Source organism: Imperialibacter sp., from assembly GCF_048007035.1.
Classification (GTDB): Bacteria; Bacteroidota; Bacteroidia; order Cytophagales; family Cyclobacteriaceae; genus Imperialibacter.
In genome coordinates this window covers 2,064,608-2,082,463 of record NZ_CP180355.1, presented here as the reverse complement: position 1 = coordinate 2,082,463, position 17,856 = coordinate 2,064,608, and the positions used below count along the sequence as shown (strand labels likewise).

Genomic DNA, 17,856 nt, shown 5'->3' with positions numbered 1-17,856 from the left:
CGATGGAAATACCATTAGAAACACTTGTTCATCACGTAATAGCAATCAGTAAGGAAGCCGGGCAATTTTTGAAAAACGAAGCAGAAGGCTTTACACCTGACATGATAGAACTAAAGGGACATAACAATTTGGTGTCCTATGTTGACAAGGCGTGCGAAGAGATGATCGTAGAGCGCTTGAGAGAGGTGCTGCCGGAAGCTGGCTTTATTACCGAGGAAGGAACCGTGGCCAGCTCAGAGCAATCCTTACAATGGGTGATAGACCCGCTTGACGGAACCACAAACTTTGTGCACGGCCTTCCTATTTACTCTGTGAGCCTGGCGCTCGTGCGAGACAAGCAGGCGATTCTGGGGGTAGTGTATGAGGTAAATCGTGACGAGTGTTTTCATGCTATCAAGGGTAAGGGAGCCTTCTGCAATGGAAAGCCAATTAGGGTGTCAAATGCTACCCAAATAAATGAGTCGCTGCTCGCCACGGGCTTTCCATACAATGACTTTGGAAAGATGATGCCCTATCTGAATATTCTTAATGAATTGATGAAGTCTTCTCATGGGCTCAGAAGGATGGGCAGTGCTGCTGTGGATCTTGCTTATGTTGCGTGCGGCCGCTTTGAAGCGTTTTTTGAATTCAACCTGAATTCCTGGGATGTTGCAGCGGGCGTCTTACTGGTGACGGAGGCAGGCGGTACTGTTACGGACTTCAAAGGGGGCGACAACTACATATTTGGCAGGGAACTTATTGCCGGCTGTGGCATACAAAGCGAGCTGCTTGGTACGATTAAGAAATTCTGGTTAGACTGAACTTCAGCAGCAATACTACCGTTGACTTACTGAAATGATCGAAACAATTATCATCGGGTTATTATTTGCAGGTGCCGTCGTATTCCTGGGGAGAAAGATTTATCTGAGCCTGAAAGTTGACAAGGGGTGTGCCAAAGGTTGTGGCTGTAGCGAAGCCGACATCCAGAAGGCCCTGAAAGAAACGGCTCAAAAGTAAAAACTCAGGCCCAGACGGCTCCGCCCTCGCTGCAATTCTTGCAAATGTCGATGTCTTTTCTTGACCGCAGCAAAGCGTTTCTGAATCGATTGTACGACGCTCCCCTCCAAATCTCTGCCATAGAACTGTCGGAAACATTCCCCATTGAATGGGTAGCGTCTTTGTCGAAGCAGCAGGGCACCATTTGCCCATCCCAGGTAATTACTCCTGAGTGCCACATTTTCCAGCACTCATTGCGAAGGACGTTTTTCAGAGACCACTTTCCCTCGCCATTTTGGCTGTATCGGGAATACTTATCGATGGTGGGAATTAGCGGAGACCCATTTTCATAGTCATAAATTTGAGCAGTTTTGAACCGGACCTCATCAACACCAAGTTCTTTTCCCAGTTCTTTTATCTCGTCAATTTCATGCTCGTTTGGTTTGACTACCAAAAATTGAAAGATCAAGTGTGGCGTTTTTGAACCTAACTCCTTTTTCCACTTCACAAGCCTTTTGGTGCCGTCTATTACTTCCTGGAGTTTGCCTTCTTTACGGTAAGAGGCGTAGGTGTCCTGCGTGGCCCCATCAATAGAGATGATAAGCCTGTTGAGGCCTGACTCAATAGTCTTTCTGGCCATTTCGTCCGAAAGGAAATGTGCATTGGTGGAGGTTGCAGTGTATATTTTCCTTTGGTGAGCATAGCTCACCATTTCCAGAAAATCAGGATGAAGATAAGGCTCCCCCTGAAAATAGAAGGTGAGATAAAGCAAATGGCTGTGTGCCTCGTCAATGATTTTTTTAAAGAATGGCAGGGCAATTTTTCCCGTTGGTCGGCTAAATGACCTCAGTCCGCTGGGGCATTCGGGACAACGCAGATTGCAGGCTGTAGTAGGTTCTATGGCCAGGCTAATTGGCAGCCCGCTGTGACGTGCCTTGCCCAGCTGCTTACTCACCAGGAAGCTACCCAGCAGCTTGCCGCCATTGACAGCCTTGCGCCAGCTCAATTTGTTGAGCAGTCTTACGTTATCATTAAATGTTGCCAGGTTCATTGTTGAATAAATTCAAGTAAATTTAGCTTCTAATCAGCTACATCCTAAATCAGAGATGTTCTAAATTGGCATTAATGAAAAAGCTCGTCTTAATCAGCTTCCTCCTGTTTGGGGGAAGTGGCCTTGCGGAAAGCCTGGCACAAATACCACCCTTTATAAGCGACAGTACCACGGTATCGGTAATGACCATGGGTCCTTCGCAGGTAGAACTGTACACTGCTTTTGGCCACAGTGCATTTCGGGTGCTTGATCATAAAACCGGGATCGACCTGGTGTTCAATTATGGTATTTTCAGCTTCAATCAGCCTAATTTCTATTTAAATTTTGCCAGAGGGAAGCTCCTTTACAAATTGGGAGTCAACCGGTATGAAGACTTCAAGGAGGCCTACATCGAAGAGAATAGGTCGATTGTGGAGCAAAACCTCAACCTGACAGTCAGCGAAAAACACCAGCTGTATGCCTTTTTGGTGGAGAACAATAAGCCAGAAAACAGAGATTACTACTACAATTACATTTACGATAATTGCGCCACTAAAATCAGGGACGTGCTGGAAACGGTTTTCAAAGACCGGATCACGTTTGACTATTCTTACGTCACTGAAGATTTGACCTTTCGTCAGTTGATGGACATGAACCTCGGCCAGCAGCCCTGGGGTGATTTGGGCATTGATATTTGCCTTGGCACAGGTATCGATAAGGTAGCCACTGGCTATCAGTACATGTACCTGCCTGAATACATTCAAAAGGCTTTTGCAGGGGCGACCATTAAGAGAGGTAATAGCACAGTGCCACTTGTGAGTGATACTGAGGTGGTGTTTATGCCGATAGAGGAAGGAGAATCGCAGGCCTCACTGGTTACTCCCACCATTGTGTTTGTTCTCGTATTTATGCTGGTTGGTTTTTCTACACAGCAAGAGTGGAAGGCAGGAAAGCGGAGAAAATGGCTCGACTTTACTTTGTTTTTTGTGGTCGGGGTAGTGGGAATTCTGTTGTTGTTTTTGTGGTTCGCCACAGATCATATCTCGCAGTACAATTTCAATCTGCTTTGGGCATTTCCGGTGCATGCATTTGTCGCCTTTTATGCATTCAAAAATAGTCCCCCGAATTGGCTAAGCATTTACCTGCTTTCAGCGGCAGTGCTGCTCGCTATAGTGATTGTTTCGTGGAGCTTTTTGCCGCAAATGTTGCACCTGGCGTTGGTGCCAATTATGCTCACGCTGGGTTTAAGAGCTATCTTCTGGAGGAAGAGTGCCTTTAGGGCATCATGAACCAGTTGTAAAAAGAGTAGAACCCCATCGTGAGAAGAACAACACCGGGGATTTTGTTGACGGTTTTCCGGTTTTCCACCACCTTCTGGAAGCGGTGCGACAAGTATGCTACGCTGGCCATCAGAGCAAATGTGCCAGCCGAGATACCTGCTACGTAGATAAACAAGTCGTAGCCTTTGATGACCACTATACTCCGGCTTTGCAGGTAGGCCGTTACCGCCAACCAGAATGGGATCACCATAATATTGGTTACGCCAATGATCAGGCCTTTCCGAAAAGCCCTGGGCGATTCTTCCACAGCTTTTTCTGAGGGGGCCTTGTTTGAGCTCAGCAAACTAGCAATTCCTAAAATAGTTAGGACAATACCAGACACCAATTCGAAGTCTTCAGTGAAGGAAGTATTCTCTGTCAGAAAAATATGGAAACGGACAGTGGCAGCGGCATATACAAACTCGACCAGACTGGCTGCCAGACCGAACCTCAGCCCGAGGGATCGGTGCCCGTGCAGTCCGTACTGAAGTACACTGACGTTTATAACACCGGGGGGAATCGATCCGAGGTAACTGCAAACAAAACCAACCACAAATAGCCAGAGTAGATTCATTCACTCTCTTTTAACCGATTGTAGGCTTTGACTTTTTTGATGAAACGAAGCCCTTCTTTAAATGAGGTATAAGGCACCCCCAATCGGTGATTTTGGATGGCAATATTACACAAAACATTCAAATGATGGAGAATGTCTCTATAGCCTTTCCAAATGGGCCTCCCAGGCTGGTAAACGTGGCCCGGCTCGGCACCGGCACCATTCAATTCCAATATTTTGAAGTTGATGCCCTTTTCCAGTTCATCGTATGATTGGCAGCGGAGGTCAAACCTGCCAAAATGGAAGCCCGGGATGGAAACAGCAATTTGATCAAAGGTGGCTTCCAGCGCTTCCGTCACTTTTCCGGTGTCGTCCAGAAAAGTCGTGCCTCTGCAGTGATTACCAATTGGCTCAACTTCGATGGTTTCACCTTTACCAGGCACGATGTCCATTTTTTCCGGATACTTTTCTTCGAAGTCGTTGATATAGAGACGGGCTCTCAGATTCGACTTCAGCAGGCTGCGGACGGTGGTTTTGCCATCGCCAGTCACCGCCATCAGGCCTTTTCGGGTGATGGACGAAATGCGGCCTTTTTTGGACCCGGGAAACCTGTAGTAGAACAGCCCCAGCTCAATTGGATACGGAACGTAAGCCTGGGCCAGAAAATCGACCTTGACGCTCCTCAAATACTGCTCAATGTCAGCCAGGGAGTCGATTTTTTTCACCATCCAGCCCCTTTCGCCGATGTCCGGCTTGAGCAAAATCGGGTAGGTGAGCCCAGTTGCTTCCATCCAGCTGGTAATGTCCGTGGCAGAGGAGGAAGGAGGGAAGCACTTTGTTGTGGGGATATACTTTTCCGGGATGAGGTTAAAAATGTCGCCTTTTGACTCGCCAAGCATCCCGCCGAATTCGATAGTTGGATTGGCCGCCGAAAAGAAAAAGATTGATCGGGCCCTGACAGCCAGAAAAGCGTAGTAAACGAACACGGGAAAGTAGACGACATTAAATGGCCAGAATTCCCAATGGAAGAGCTTCATAAAGAAGGGCACTTCAAACAGCTTTCTTTTGAATAGCTGCCAGCGGCTTTGACGCATACTACTGAAATAGGTGATGATGAAGAATCTAGTTACTCGCTTGTCTGCTTCGAATGGTGCTACTGGCCACGCCAAAGTCTTCAGGCAGCTGCACGTAACTGCAAAACTCGTTGATCGCCACCCTTATCAACGCCATGTGGTGAATAGCGTGTTCAATATTGTAGACCAATTCACGAAGGTAGTTGGAGGGTATGCTTACCATTGCTTCCTGGTCAGCCTGTCGGTCTGTTGATCCAAAATCTGCTTCAAGATTCAGCGCAGAATTTTCCTTATGGGATTTTACAAAATCTCCAATTCCTCTCAGGACTTGCCGGGCAAAGTCCATGTCGTCTTCGATCATCTTGTCTCTTCGGCGGTTGTCATAATTGACCACACCGCTGGGAGTGCCGTCCATCAGACAGATAAAGAACTCTAGCGTGTGCCTTACGTGCTGGCCAATAGTTGAGTTGTTGAGAAGTTTAACCGGGCGTGAGTAGTCTTCAGGCTTTAGTTGAACGATTACATCATCAAGCTGAGACAAAACGTTTCCTGTCGTGGTTATTAGGTTCATATATGCTGGGTATCCGAACAATAAAAATACTTACCGATCATTTAACATACGGTCAAATGAAGGACAAAAGGTCAATTCAGAACAAATTTTTTAAAATAGGGATATCATTCTTACGATCTATAACAGTCACCAGGCTAGCAAGAAATACAATGACAGCATAGGCAAACAACAGGCCACCATCTCCCTGCACCTCAATGCCCAAAAACGCAAAGTGGAAGAACAAGGCTCCGGCCATTAGCCCCATCCCAAGCAGGCCGCCAAGCCAGTAGATTTTTGGGATGAGTAAAAGCACTGATGCAACAAGTTCCATGCTGCCTACCATGTACCTGCCCCAGGGTTCCATTCCGATAGTGCTGAATATATAAATGGACTCTGGTGCCCCTGTAAACTTAAAATAGAGCGTTTGGAGCATAATTATTGCGGCCACTATTCGCATAACTATTACTCCGCCCTTCCTGATTTTCATGAGACTTCATTTGAGTGAATAACTCAACAGTTTACGGGAATCAGGATGAATTTAATCATTCTGATTGAAAAAAAGACGGGCTTTAGTCAAATACGAGACAATTCAAGGCAACGCTTGAATAGTTTTCCAAACGAGATCAGACTCGAAGCCACGTTGTAAAAGAAATCGGGCAATTTTGTTGTTGCGGTCTGCGGTGCTGCTTGAGCGGGTATCTTTGAGTTTTCTGGTGGCCAGAGAAGTAATCAGATCCTGGTAGTCCCCTTCGTCAATTTGCTCGAGTCCTTCTTCAATGGTGGCACTATCCACCTGCTTCATCCTCAGCGCATAGCCGATCTTAATCCTGCCCCACTGATTTAATTTGAACTTGTCGTTGGCAAAGGCTCTGGCATACCTGGCCTCATCCAGAAAACCTTCTTTTTTCAGCGTTGCTACGATGAGGTTCTTGTCATCATCAGACAAAGAAGCGCTTCGCAATTTCAAGAGGATATCGGAAACGGCACGTTCCTGCATGGAGCAGTAATGTGCCATCTTCGACAAATGCGGTTTTATTCTTTTTTTGTCTGCTTCAGTCAAAGCTATTTGACAAGGCCTTTTCTTTTCAGAATGGTTTCCACAAACTTCACCTCATTTTCGGTGTTAAAAACCTTGAACGGGAGATGAATAATTTGCGCTTTGTTCACAAACAATGTAAAGGCATCTTTTTTGACTTGCGCCCGGGAGATATTTTCCCATTTCATCGGCATCCCCTGCTTGGTATTTATTTTGATCAGGATCTGTCGGCTGTCAATTTCATAGCCCAGTTTGTCAAAAAGAATTTTGAATTGCTCCATTTGAGTGGCACCAGCAAACTGAATCAGCCAAAACAGTATATACAGTACAAGTGCAATGGTAGAGCCAATGAACCACCACCAGCTGGGTAGAAAAAACACTGGCAGATTGAGGCCGACATAGATGAGGGAAACCCACCATTGCTGCTTCAACACGCTCCAAAGAGCAATTTTTATATAGGTATTTTTTGGAAGTTGATACTTCTTAGTTTTTACGATCATGAATTATTCTATTACTACTTTCAAACTTAAATCCAGGCTTTTATAAGAGTGCGTGAGTGCGCCAACCGAAATAAAATCAACCCCGGTTTCTGCTATCTCTTTTATTGTCTTTTCGGTTATTCCTCCGGAAGCTTCCACTTTGGCTTTTCCGGCGATCAAAGCTACTGCTTTTTTCATTTCTGTGGTGCTCATATTGTCGAGCATGATGAAATCGACCCCGCCCTCAGCCAAAACTTCATTAACTTCCGCCAGGCTCCTTGTTTCAACTTCAATTTTAAGGCTTTTTCCGAGCACTTTTAGATAATGCTTGGTGGCCAGGATAGCTGGGCCGATGCCCCCGGCCATATCGATATGATTGTCCTTGAGCATTATCATATCATAAAGGGCGAAACGATGGTTCTTGCCGCCGCCGATTTCAACTGCCTTTTTCTCCAGCAACCGGAAGTTCGGCGTGGTTTTTCTGGTGTCCAGCAGCTTAGCCTTTGTATGCGAAATCATGCTACTTAAACTATTTGTGTAGGTGGCAATTCCACTCATTCTTTGCATGCAATTGAGCACCAACCTTTCTGTGGTTAGGATCGACCGGGCACTTCCCATTAGCTCAAAGGCTATGTCGCCTGCCTTCACCGCTGAGCCATCTTCAAAGTGCTGGATAAACTGAAGAGCGGGATCGTATTTGTGAAAGATAAATTTTGCCACGTCCATTCCGGCTATAATGCCGTCGCCCTTCACCAGAAGCCTTGCTTTGCCTTGCTTTGTCGCAGGCACAGTGGAAAGGGTTGAGTGGTCGCCCTCGCCTATGTCTTCCGCCAGGGCATTTTCCACAAGTGCGTTGAGTTGCGTGTAAAAGAAGTCCTCCTGTTTCACGTCGCAAAAATAGACAACCGAATTTTATTTAGTGGGGAATGATCGAAAATCTTGGTTAATATTTAACCAGCACTAGACTGCAAATTATCCAGCCCAACCTTCTCTATCTAGGCTGCGGTACTGAATGGCTTCAGCTAGGTGTTCAATCCTGATTTCGTCCGTTCCTGCCAGGTCTGCAATGGTTCTGGATATCTTCGCAGTTTGAATAAGTGCCCTTAGGCTGATATTTAGGAAGTAAATAGTCGCAGATGGGAAATGCATATTTCTGATCGTGCCAGAAATATTTTAATAACCAGTAATTTTTTATTTACTACGTACAATCAAAAAGATTGTAGTAGTTATTTTTTCATAACTTATTTAATAATTTTAATGTAAAAATGAAAATTTATTTAATGGCATCTTTGTAATTTTCTGACATATAATCTTTTATGATAACGTGTTATTTATATATATTTGAATTGTTATTGTAAAGCTGATATGGAGGTATAGAAAACTAAAAACTAAAAACGTATGAAAAACTTAAAATTATTTTTGTTGTTAATTACTGTAATAGCTGCTTATGGTTCGGTAAATGCACAAAAAAACGGTTGTGCGGGAATATCGATCCAGAATGTTACTACGGATGCGTGCGCTGGTGATTTTCGTAATTATGTTATTACCACAGCTAATGGAACTGAGCAGGTGACGGTGTCAGTGACTTCAAGCAATTCAGGGGATATTATCGGAGTTATAGGAGGCCCGACTTCGCAGCTTGACGGGACATGGAGAACCGATGTTGGTTTGCAATATGCATCCTATAGTGGCCCTCCTCATACTTCAAAGACATATCTCAGAACTATTACGATGAATATTCAATGGAAATGTTGCGGAGTATGGTATTCCACGTCGAGAACAGTTAATGTTTACGATTGTCCTTTCAGGTAATATTGTAACATATTTCAACCATATCGCCATATCAGCTTTTAAAACGTTAGTCATAATCCATTCTTTTTCGGGTCGCAAATTAATTCTTCAAATAATGTTTTGGCACCTTTCTGAGTGCCCTTAGAAAGTACATCGAGTAGTTGGTGGTTCTTGCAGTACTCGTTATTGAGTACTATAAAGCTCGAGTGCAATATGCCTCTGGATGTGAAAAGTCTTTGATATATCTCGTTATCAAGGACTTGTGGTAATTACATTCAATGATGAGTCATTGGAAAGATACCTCGTTTAGGACATACTTACACTGATATATATGCTCTAAGGGCCATTTGTTTCCTCATCAAGGAAATAAAATGGCAAAAGGAAAAGTGAGAATCATCAGTCCCGGTGCGGCTGACATTGATATATTGAGCCGCACACATTTCGTGGCGATCAGACAATAAAAGGAAGATGTTTGGGAACTTTTGGGTCTACTGAGAAGGCCCAAAAGTGTTAGTGAATTGGTTTTTAGCCAATACTGTGAAGTCAGTTGCTATCGAATTGACTGGCAGCTATTCTCAAAGCCTCTAGACGGAATTTGATCGGGCTGGTCATTGAGATAGTACTGGTTCATAGAGAGCTTACGCAGCGGCGGACCACAAAGAACATCCAGGGCAAAAGGACGGCGTGTTGGACTGTATCTGGATTCAGCAGTTATACACTTTAGTCTTCTTAGAGGTAGCTTTTTGCCGGAAGCCCAAACAGAAGCATCCAGAGCCTTTTGCCGCCACAGAGGTAACCTGATCGACAATGCTGGCTACGTGACCAAAAAGGATATCTCAGAATTTAAGGCTAGTGAAAGTCAGCTTAGATGTAGTGAGACATATAATGTAGCTTGGTTCCGGCTGAATCCAAATAATTATTCTTAAATGGAGTATTGTCTGGGGTCACCCGGCCCAGCCCTCTCTGTCCAAACTGCGGTACTGAATAGCTTCGGCGAGGTGTTCGATCCTGATTTCCTCGGTGCCAGCCAGGTCTGCAATGGTCCTGGACACTTTAAGAATGCGATCGTAGGCCCTGGCTGACAGGCCCAGCCGCTCCATAGCAGTCTTGAGTAGCTTTTTCCCTGCTTCGTTGATCTGGCAAATGTCTTTCACCATCGGGGGTGGCATCATTGCATTGCTGAAAATGGTGGGGTGATCTTTGAACCTTTCTGTTTGGAGCAGCCGTGCGCTGATCACCCGTTCTCTGATTTGCGTGCTTGTTTCCGCTTGCCGGTCTGCGGTCATTTCGTCAAAGGAAACAGGTGTGACTTCCACATGCAGATCAATCCGGTCGAGCAATGGGCCGCTGACTCTGTTAAGGTAGCGCTGTACTGTGCCGGGCGGGCACACGCATTCCTTTTCAGGGTGATTGTAATAGCCACAGGGGCAGGGGTTCATGCTGGCTACCAGCATAAAGTTGGCGGGAAAGTCGATGGAGACCTTGGCCCTGGAAATGGTTACCCGCCTCTCTTCCAGTGGCTGCCGCATTACTTCCAGCACGGTTCGTTTGAACTCGGGCAGCTCATCAAGAAATAGTACTCCATTATTGGCCAGCGAAATTTCACCCGGCTGTGGAATGCCGCCGCCTCCGACCAGTGCAACGTCAGAAATAGTGTGGTGCGGCGAGCGAAATGGCCTTGTTGCTACAAGTGAAGCATGAGCACCAAGCTTTCCGGCGACAGAATGAATTTTGGTTGTTTCGAGGGCCTCGTGAAGGTTCAGCGGTGGCAGGATTGAGGGAAGCCGTTTGGCCAGCATGGTCTTGCCAGCCCCGGGAGGGCCAATCATGATCACATTGTGGCCGCCAGCAGCGGCAATTTCCAATGCTCTTTTGATATTCTCCTGTCCTTGCACCTGAGCAAAATCTGCCTCATACCCATCATAGGTATCTTCGAAAATGCTTCTTGTATCTTTTTTTAGCGGTTCAATTTCAAGCCTGCCCTCCACAAACTCAATGGCTTCATTGATCGTCTCAACCCCAATAATATCAAGCTTATCAACGATGGCTGCTTCAGAGGCATTTTCCTTTGGCAGGATGAAACCTTTAAATCCTTTCTTCCGAGCCTCAATGGCAATCGGTAAAACGCCTTTGATGGGTCGCAGCAGGCCGTCGAGTGAAAGCTCACCCATGATGATGTACTGCTCAAGCGCTTCTGTAGTTAGCTGGCCCGATGCTTTTAAAATGCCCAGGGCGATTGGCAGGTCGTAGGCGGAGCCTTCCTTTTTTATGTCGGCTGGAGCCAGGTTCACTACTGTTTTTATCCTTGGCATAGAATAGCCAAAGTATTTAATGGCCGATTCTACTCGCTGCTCACTCTCTTTAACGGCATTGTCGGGCAGGCCCACCATAAGAAACTTGGTGCCGGCGCTCACATTTACCTCAACGGTAATGATAGAGGCGTCTACTCCATATACAGCGCTTCCAAAGGTTTTTGCCAGCATCAGTACCCCAATTTCTTTTCAATGAGAAGAATAAAAATATGAATGACTTTGATGTGGATTTCCTGAATCCTGTCAGCAAAGCCAAAATGCGGCACTCTTATTTCCACATCGCCTGCGTTGGCTAGTTTACCGCCATCTTTTCCGGTGAGCAAAATAACGTTCAATCCCTTTTCTTTTGCCTTAGCAACTGCTTCGATAATGTTTTTGGAATTGCCACTTGTTGAGATGCCCAGCAGCACATCGCCCGGCTGTCCAAGCCCCTCAATATATCTTGAAAAGATGTAGTCAAAGCCGTAATCATTGCCGACACAGGTAATATGGGTAGGGTCGGAAATAGAAACGGCTGGAATTGAAGGTCTGTTTCCCCGGTATCTGCCGCTCAACTCTTCAGCAAAATGCATGGCATCCGACATTGAGCCACCGTTCCCGCAAGAAATTATTTTTTTTCCTTCCAAAATGCTCGTTACCATCAGGTCAACGGCCTTTTCGATGCTTTGAGCAGTAGCAGGGTCTGAGAGAAAACTTTCAAGAAGTTGATGAGCTTCTTTAAGCTCATTCTCGATCAATTCTTTCATTTTTCGTCGGAAGAGCTTGGTTGCGTTGTGGTAATCGACGGAGGAGTGGTCTTTTGCTCCCTGTCGTAAAGTTTTGCCTTCAAGTCGTTGACCTCCCCTTCAAGCCGGGCAATCTTTTTTCTAAGGAAAAGCTTCCCAAAGAAGTCAGAGAAAAGTATCAGGAAGCTAAATACAACAGCAAGGATGGTGAATATCTGGAACGATCTGAAGTAAGTTTCTAGAAACGAGATCACACCGAAATAACCTCCGAATGTTTCTTTTAAATAAAGGTAGAAGGCATCTTCTGTGGCGTCTGGCACTTTCAGAAGTTTAACGCAAAGGTACAGGAGCATCAGAGCGTAAAGGACGTAGACCAGATAAAATATATACCTAAAGCGTTTAAGCATTATTTTTCGATAACTAATGAGGCTAAAATGTAGTTAGAATGAGTGAGTAAACAAAAAAACGATATACTTCAATTTCAGGACTAATGTGTCTGGTAGAACCCAACCGGATCGTACCCAGGACGATAGTAGCTAATGTTTAAACGAGGAAACTTCTTCGACGTTGCTATGAGGCTTTGTTCAAAATAAAGAAAGACTATAGGTCGCTCTTCGTGCAGAATTTGTTGCAATTTTTTCAAATGAATGGCCATCTCTTCTCTTGAGGTAGATAAGATGGCCTTTTCAATTTCCCGGTCGCTTTCATCAGTTCCGAAGCCAGAAAAATTCATTTTACCCGGAGCAGCCGACGCAGTGTGGAACAGCGGTGAGTAATCATAGGCCCGTGGCGAGCCAACAAATGAATAGAGCACAGCTTCGAACTGGTGCGATCGCAGCCTTTTTAAAAGCGTGCCTGATTCCTCCGGCGCCAGGTTTACCTGCACGCCTATTTTCTTTGCCTCGCTTTGCACAATCAGCGCTATTTTTTGATAGTCCGGATTTGCCCCGTTGTAAGTGAGTTCGAAGTCAAGTGTTTCTCCAGCGTCATTCTTCCATTTATTTCCGTTGAAGTTCCACCCTGATTTTTCAAGTAGGGCCCTGCTTTGGTCTGGGTTATAGGCGTAGGTGCTTATGTCGGCGTTGTACAGATCCGATAAAACCGGATGTACAGGCCCGACAGTAGGCTCAGCATAACCAAGGCGGACTGCGTCGATGATACCCTGAACGTCGATAACATGGGAAAGGGCAATTCTCACGTCCTTGCTGCTAAATTTTGGCTGACGGGTATTGAAGCCAAAAAACACAAACTTGAATCCAGCTTGTTGGTAGAGGTTAAGACTATTTGAGGTTTTGTTGAATGCCTCAAGTTGCACAAACTCGGTGGCGGGCACCTGGGTAATAACGTCTACTTCATTGTTTTGCAAAGCAAATCTGGCGGCCGTGGGGTCAGTTATCATCACATAGTTGATCTTATTTGCTAGCTGGAATTTCGACGGCAGCTTTTCTTCGTTTGTTTCGGTTAATGTCAGGCTAATACTTTGGTCAGGATAGTAGCTCTCGATTTGATAAGGGCCAGAACCTTTAAAGTATACAGAATCGAATGGGGCAATGCCATTGAAACCTTCGAAGTATTTTTTTACATCATCTGGTGCGTTTTCTTCATTGAAGGTGCTTATCTCGTCCAAACTATAAGCTCTCAGCACTTTTTGAGGGTCAAAAATGTGTTCGGGCATAACAAGGAAATCTCCGGCTACTGACCTGCTATACTCCGGGTTGCCATGCGTTTCGAGCTGAAAAAACCGGGAGTTGGCAGAGTCTGGGTAAAAAGCTTTGATGGCATCTAAATGAAAGCTTCCTGAAGAAATGCCGCTTCTGAGCCTGCATTTATTGAGTTTTAAGGTAAAAAACACGTCTTCTTTTGTCACAGGAACGCCATTCACCCATTTGGCTGAGCTCTTTAGTGCAAAGCCAAATAAACTAATTGTGTCATTTATAGGTATTTTTTCAGAAAGTTCCGCTAAATTTGAGACTATCTTATCCGTCGAATCTCTTTCGCTTAAAAATTGAAATATAATCCCATCGAACTCGTTTGTTTTGATGGGTGAAAAGCTTTCCGGAAAGCTATTGATTTGAATCCTTAATTGCGAAGGATAATCAACCTGCGAAGTGCACCCAGTTAGAAAGAGTAGGGAATAACCTAATAACCTTAGTTTCTGATTCATAAAAAAAGCCCCTCAAAGAGGAGCTAATTTAAAACCTGAGAAATGATTATTAGTAATATATTGGATTATAATCCACCTGGCTCCCAACCGTCATCACCGCCCGTCTTAATGATGTGAAGTGATTTCTTTGCCTTTTTTGAGGTGTGAGAAGTGGTTGTTTTAGGAGCGGAAAAATAAAGTCCTAATGATAGAATCATAAAGAAAACATACTGTGCCATAGGTCAAGCGATTTAATTGTTTAAAATTGTATGGCACGAAGATGTGGCTGTGCTTTGGAAAAAAAACTGACACTTTGTAACTTGACGTAACTATAACAAAATGTAGTTGTTATGGTGTATATATTAATCTAGTGAGTATTTAGCAAGTAAGTAATTGTATTGAAATGGAGGAGATAAAAAAATTAGTACGGATTATAACAACAAGGGTAAAGAAAAACGTTTCGCTGATTGATGTTATTAGTCATGACGAAAACCCTAGCAAAGAACAGCAGCTTTTTAATGGGATTCAAAAAGGGCTGTACAACACAGATGATGAAGCCTCTTTGGGCATGTATGAATCGGACTCCACCGACCAGCGTTTCCGGATGCTCAAATCACGCCTGCGGTACAAGCTCTATAATCTGCTTTATTTTGTTGATTTCAACGACTCAAAAGTGAACATCGGATTCCCATACGAGCAGGAGTGTCACAGTTACATTTTCAGAGCCAAAATATTGTTTAAGGAAGGCGAGTATGAACTGGCTGAAAAGCATATCAACAAGGCTCTGGCGATATCAAGGGAAGCAGAGTTTACAGAATTGACACTTTCAGGTCTAAGAATACTGAGGACAATTTACTCTCAAATGTGCAGACCCAATCATTTGAGGAAGACGATTGGGCGGATCAAGAAGTATGAAGAGTTGCTTAAAATAGAGGAGGAAGCTGAAAGTATCTTTTGTATGAAGAAAATGCAGCTTCAAAAGTCAGTTCATTCCAGGAAGACTCACCTCGATTCGACGTTGAAGTCGGTGCAACAATTGCAGAATCTTTGGGAAAAAAGTAAGTCATACAATGTATTTGAGAGATACTATCGACTGAAAATAAGGTCAAATGAGCTTTTGGGCGAGTTCGAGGGTATTCTTGAAATTACCGGAGAAGCAGAACGGATGGTGAAGAGTGGTACTGTTAATCCGCTTAGGTTTGATATGAGGTATAATGTTTTCATCAAAACATATGCATATCTCAGAGCGAAGGATTACAAAAATGGCATGATCTACGCCAAATCGGGGTTAGAACATATTGGTCGTTCATCCAGGAATTGGTTTGCTCATATGGAGAACTACTACTTAATGGCGCTGCATAGTGGAAACTATGAATTGGCGGAAGATCTTATTGGTCAGGTGCAGAGAAACCCTCACATGGAAAAAATTTCCCAGATGGCAAAAGAAAGGTGGGAGCTGTACAAAGCCTACTTATATTTCCTTATGCCAAATAGGGACGTGGAGGATGTGCTCGATTTCTCCAAAATTTATCAGAAGCTGCCCTTTTATACTCAAGATAAGCAGGGGCTCATGGTGGCCATTATGATCCTGGAGTTTATCGATTTAATGAAGAAAGATAAATTGGATATTGCGCTCACCAAACTGCCAAACACAGAAAAATATATTTATCGCTACCTCAACGAAAACCCGGAAAGCCAGCGGGAGAAGCTGTTCCTTAAGCTGATCACCATTATGGTGGAAAGTAGCTTTAACCCCACAATAGCAGCTAAGAAGGGGGAAAAGTATTTCAATAGGCTGAAAGGCACACCAGAGCCTGGTGATGCGTTTGCAGAAATAGAAATTGTGCCTTACGAACAACTATGGGAAATGATGCTACAAAATATGGAGCATTCATTTGTCAAGCTGGACTTCGGCAGGTAGATGAAACTTTGATTAGGTCGATGCTTGTCATATGTTGATATGACAATATAACCCTGCTGGCTCTGTCAGCAGGGTTTTTATTCTTTTGAACCAGGGTGGATTTTCTAGAACGACTGCATTTCGATCAGCCTTGAGTAAAGGCCTGCTTTGGCAATCAACTCATTGTGGGTTCCCTGCTCGGCGATTTGTCCATTCTGCAATACCACAATAAGGTCAGCATTTTGTATCGTGCTCAGTCTGTGGGCAATCACTACCGAAGTGCGGTTTTTCATCAGGTTGGTAAGGGCCTCCTGCACCAGCTTCTCCGACTCCGAATCAAGTGCCGAAGTGGCCTCGTCTAGAATCAGGATTGGTGGATTTTTGAAAATAGCCCGTGCAATGCTCAGCCTTTGCCGCTGACCACCGCTGAGTTTCACGCCTCTGTCTCCTATTTCTGTATAATACCCTTCGGGCATTTCAGCAATAAACTCATGCGCATTGGCGATTTTGGCCGCAGCTATTACTTTTTCCTCATCAGCGTCAGCTACTCCAAAGGCGATATTATTCAGTACTGTGTCGTTAAAGAGAATGGACTCCTGGGTAACAATGCCCATCTGCTTGCGAATGGAGTCCATGGTGTAGGAGGTGAGCGGTTTTCCATCGATGCACACATCCCCTTTATTGGGGTCGTAAAACCTTGGAATAAGGTCGGAAAGGGTGGATTTACCACCTCCGGAGGGGCCGACAAGTGCTACTGTTTTCCCCTTTGGGATACTTAGGTTAATGTTTTTCAGTACCAGCTCTTTTTCGTAGGCAAACGAAACGTTTTTAAATTCGATTGACGTGCTGAAAGATGGAAGTACTGTGGAACTCCGGGCGTCAGTAATGGCCGACTGCGTATCGATAACCTCGAAAATTCTTTCTCCGGCAGCCAGACCACGCTGGATATTGCTGAAAGAAGACGACATAGCCTTTGCCGGAGGTAATATTTGGGAAAATATGATAAGGAATGCAAGAAACTCTGAGGGGGTAAGGGTGGAGTTGTCCTGCAGGATGAGGTTCCCGCCAACGAGAAGGATTCCAGCGACCACCGAAACGCCGAGAAATTCCGAGATCGGCCCGGCCATCTCATATCTTCTGGCTATAGACACATTCTTTCTGGCATAGTATTGAACCTCTTTTATGAACTTTTGGAACACAAACTTGGTAGCAGTGAACGCCTTGATAATCCGAATCCCGCCGATGCTCTCGTCGAGGATGTTGTTGATATTTCCCAAAGCCTGTTGGCTTTGATGTGCCCGCTTTTTGAGTCGCCTGGCAATGCCTGCAATGAGCCCGCCTGAGATGGGCAGCAGAAGCATAGTGTATAAGGTGAGTTCCACAGACATGCTGAACAGCACTGCGAAGTAGCCTATGATCATGGCTGGCTCTTTGAACAGCACCTTAAGTGTGCTAACCACTGAATGCTCTACTTCCTGCACATCGTTGGTAACCCTGCTTACGATATCCCCCTTTCTGCGCTCGGTAAAAAAGCTGACTGGAAAAGAAAGGATGCGTTCATACACCAGGGTGCGGAGGTTCTTAATGACCAGCGCTCGTATTTTTGCCAGCATTACTGCGGAGAGATACCTGAATAAGTTGGCGAGAAATACTGAAATAACGATGATTGCGCAAACAAATTTCAAGGCGCCGGTTTTTCCAGCGGTGTCGATAAAGCCAGAAAAATGATAATAGAAAAGCGATTTGAAATAGTCGACGCTGATCGTGAACTCGGGTAGGTGTTTAAGGTTCTCTAACTTCTCCGGCTCTATCTGGTCAAAGAGTATTTCGAGCAGTGGGATGAGTACAGCAAAGTTCACCAGGCTGAATACGACCTGGAGAATGGTGACCAATATATAAGTGGGAATAAACTTCCCGAAAGGGCGGGCAAAAGAAAGAAGTCTGAAATAGGTTTTCATTCAACTACTTGA

18 protein-coding genes and 1 pseudogene are annotated in these 17,856 nt (G+C 44.8%); 5 read left to right on the top strand and 14 right to left on the bottom strand.

Annotated features, from left to right (window positions below; genetic code table 11):
* The first annotated feature begins 2 nt into the window (after positions 1 to 2).
* Positions 3 to 800 carry an inositol monophosphatase family protein gene (locus ACMVP2_RS09170; RefSeq protein ID WP_416867489.1) on the top strand — a complete coding sequence of 266 codons (798 nt, stop codon included), beginning with the start codon at positions 3 to 5 and terminating at the stop codon, positions 798 to 800.
* Positions 801 to 834: 34 nt separating this feature from the next.
* Complete coding sequence (locus ACMVP2_RS09165) at positions 835 to 996, top strand: FeoB-associated Cys-rich membrane protein (protein WP_339793599.1); 162 nt, start codon at positions 835 to 837, stop codon at positions 994 to 996.
* A gap of 4 nt (positions 997 to 1,000) precedes the next feature.
* Here ACMVP2_RS09165 and ACMVP2_RS09160 read toward each other — a convergent pair whose 3' ends face one another.
* A complete protein-coding gene (locus tag ACMVP2_RS09160) occupies positions 1,001 to 2,026 on the bottom strand; it encodes a radical SAM/SPASM domain-containing protein (protein WP_416867488.1) in 1,026 nt (341 codons plus the stop codon).
* Positions 2,027 to 2,100: 74 nt separating this feature from the next.
* Between ACMVP2_RS09160 and ACMVP2_RS09155 the strand changes: the two genes are divergently transcribed.
* Positions 2,101 to 3,294: a DUF4105 domain-containing protein gene (locus tag ACMVP2_RS09155; RefSeq protein ID WP_416867487.1), complete on the top strand. Its 1,194-nt coding sequence runs from the start codon at positions 2,101 to 2,103 to the stop codon at positions 3,292 to 3,294.
* Here ACMVP2_RS09155 and ACMVP2_RS09150 read toward each other — a convergent pair.
* The 8 genes and pseudogenes from ACMVP2_RS09150 to ACMVP2_RS09115 all read right to left on the bottom strand — a co-directional run.
* A complete protein-coding gene (locus ACMVP2_RS09150) occupies positions 3,281 to 3,898 on the bottom strand; it encodes a LysE family translocator (RefSeq protein WP_416867486.1) in 618 nt (205 codons plus the stop codon). The two genes, ACMVP2_RS09155 and ACMVP2_RS09150, sit on opposite strands and share 14 nt — an antisense overlap.
* A complete protein-coding gene (locus tag ACMVP2_RS09145; RefSeq protein WP_416867485.1) occupies positions 3,895 to 4,971 on the bottom strand; it encodes a hypothetical protein in 1,077 nt (358 codons plus the stop codon). The genes ACMVP2_RS09150 and ACMVP2_RS09145 overlap by 4 nt, the downstream gene beginning before the upstream one ends.
* A 28-nt stretch (positions 4,972 to 4,999) precedes the next feature.
* Positions 5,000 to 5,521 carry a DinB family protein gene (locus ACMVP2_RS09140; RefSeq protein ID WP_339793588.1) on the bottom strand — a complete coding sequence of 174 codons (522 nt, stop codon included), beginning with the start codon at positions 5,519 to 5,521 and terminating at the stop codon, positions 5,000 to 5,002.
* A 76-nt stretch (positions 5,522 to 5,597) separates the two neighbouring features.
* A complete protein-coding gene (locus ACMVP2_RS09135) occupies positions 5,598 to 5,987 on the bottom strand; it encodes a DoxX family membrane protein (RefSeq protein WP_416867484.1) in 390 nt (129 codons plus the stop codon).
* 102 nt (positions 5,988 to 6,089) lie between these two features.
* On the bottom strand, positions 6,090 to 6,515 hold the full coding sequence (locus ACMVP2_RS09130; RefSeq protein ID WP_416867483.1) for a regulatory protein RecX: 426 nt from the start codon (positions 6,513 to 6,515) through the stop codon (positions 6,090 to 6,092).
* Between the two features lie 47 nt (positions 6,516 to 6,562).
* Positions 6,563 to 7,036 carry a YcxB family protein gene (locus tag ACMVP2_RS09125; RefSeq protein ID WP_317488612.1) on the bottom strand — a complete coding sequence of 158 codons (474 nt, stop codon included), beginning with the start codon at positions 7,034 to 7,036 and terminating at the stop codon, positions 6,563 to 6,565.
* A 3-nt stretch (positions 7,037 to 7,039) separates the two neighbouring features.
* Positions 7,040 to 7,903 (bottom strand): carboxylating nicotinate-nucleotide diphosphorylase, encoded by an 864-nt coding sequence (gene nadC / locus ACMVP2_RS09120; RefSeq protein ID WP_416867482.1) that lies wholly within the window; start codon positions 7,901 to 7,903, stop codon positions 7,040 to 7,042.
* A gap of 84 nt (positions 7,904 to 7,987) precedes the next feature.
* Positions 7,988 to 8,134 (bottom strand): annotated as a pseudogene (locus ACMVP2_RS09115) (hypothetical protein); the annotation flags it as partial.
* A gap of 279 nt (positions 8,135 to 8,413) precedes the next feature.
* Between ACMVP2_RS09115 and ACMVP2_RS09110 the strand changes: the two are divergent.
* Positions 8,414 to 8,827 carry a hypothetical protein gene (locus ACMVP2_RS09110; RefSeq protein ID WP_339794807.1) on the top strand — a complete coding sequence of 138 codons (414 nt, stop codon included), beginning with the start codon at positions 8,414 to 8,416 and terminating at the stop codon, positions 8,825 to 8,827.
* Between the two features lie 923 nt (positions 8,828 to 9,750).
* Here ACMVP2_RS09110 and ACMVP2_RS09105 read toward each other — a convergent pair.
* The 4 genes from ACMVP2_RS09105 to ACMVP2_RS09090 form a co-directional block, all read right to left on the bottom strand.
* On the bottom strand, positions 9,751 to 11,289 hold the full coding sequence (locus tag ACMVP2_RS09105) for a YifB family Mg chelatase-like AAA ATPase (RefSeq protein ID WP_152001755.1): 1,539 nt from the start codon (positions 11,287 to 11,289) through the stop codon (positions 9,751 to 9,753).
* Positions 11,289 to 11,864: a D-sedoheptulose 7-phosphate isomerase gene (gene lpcA / locus ACMVP2_RS09100; protein WP_339794804.1), complete on the bottom strand. Its 576-nt coding sequence runs from the start codon at positions 11,862 to 11,864 to the stop codon at positions 11,289 to 11,291. The genes ACMVP2_RS09105 and lpcA overlap by 1 nt, the downstream gene beginning before the upstream one ends.
* Positions 11,861 to 12,250, bottom strand: a complete 390-nt coding sequence (locus tag ACMVP2_RS09095) for a hypothetical protein (RefSeq protein WP_339794802.1) — start codon at positions 12,248 to 12,250, stop codon at positions 11,861 to 11,863. Before ACMVP2_RS09095 ends, lpcA begins: the two co-directional genes overlap by 4 nt.
* Before the next feature lie 80 nt (positions 12,251 to 12,330).
* Complete coding sequence (locus ACMVP2_RS09090; protein WP_416867481.1) at positions 12,331 to 14,007, bottom strand: ABC transporter substrate-binding protein; 1,677 nt, start codon at positions 14,005 to 14,007, stop codon at positions 12,331 to 12,333.
* Between the two features lie 382 nt (positions 14,008 to 14,389).
* Between ACMVP2_RS09090 and ACMVP2_RS09085 the strand changes: the two genes are divergently transcribed.
* Positions 14,390 to 15,907 carry a hypothetical protein gene (locus ACMVP2_RS09085; RefSeq protein WP_339794798.1) on the top strand — a complete coding sequence of 506 codons (1,518 nt, stop codon included), beginning with the start codon at positions 14,390 to 14,392 and terminating at the stop codon, positions 15,905 to 15,907.
* A gap of 104 nt (positions 15,908 to 16,011) precedes the next feature.
* Here ACMVP2_RS09085 and ACMVP2_RS09080 read toward each other — a convergent pair whose 3' ends face one another.
* Complete coding sequence (locus ACMVP2_RS09080) at positions 16,012 to 17,844, bottom strand: ABC transporter ATP-binding protein (RefSeq protein ID WP_416867480.1); 1,833 nt, start codon at positions 17,842 to 17,844, stop codon at positions 16,012 to 16,014.
* Between the last annotated feature and the right edge of the window lie 12 nt (positions 17,845 to 17,856).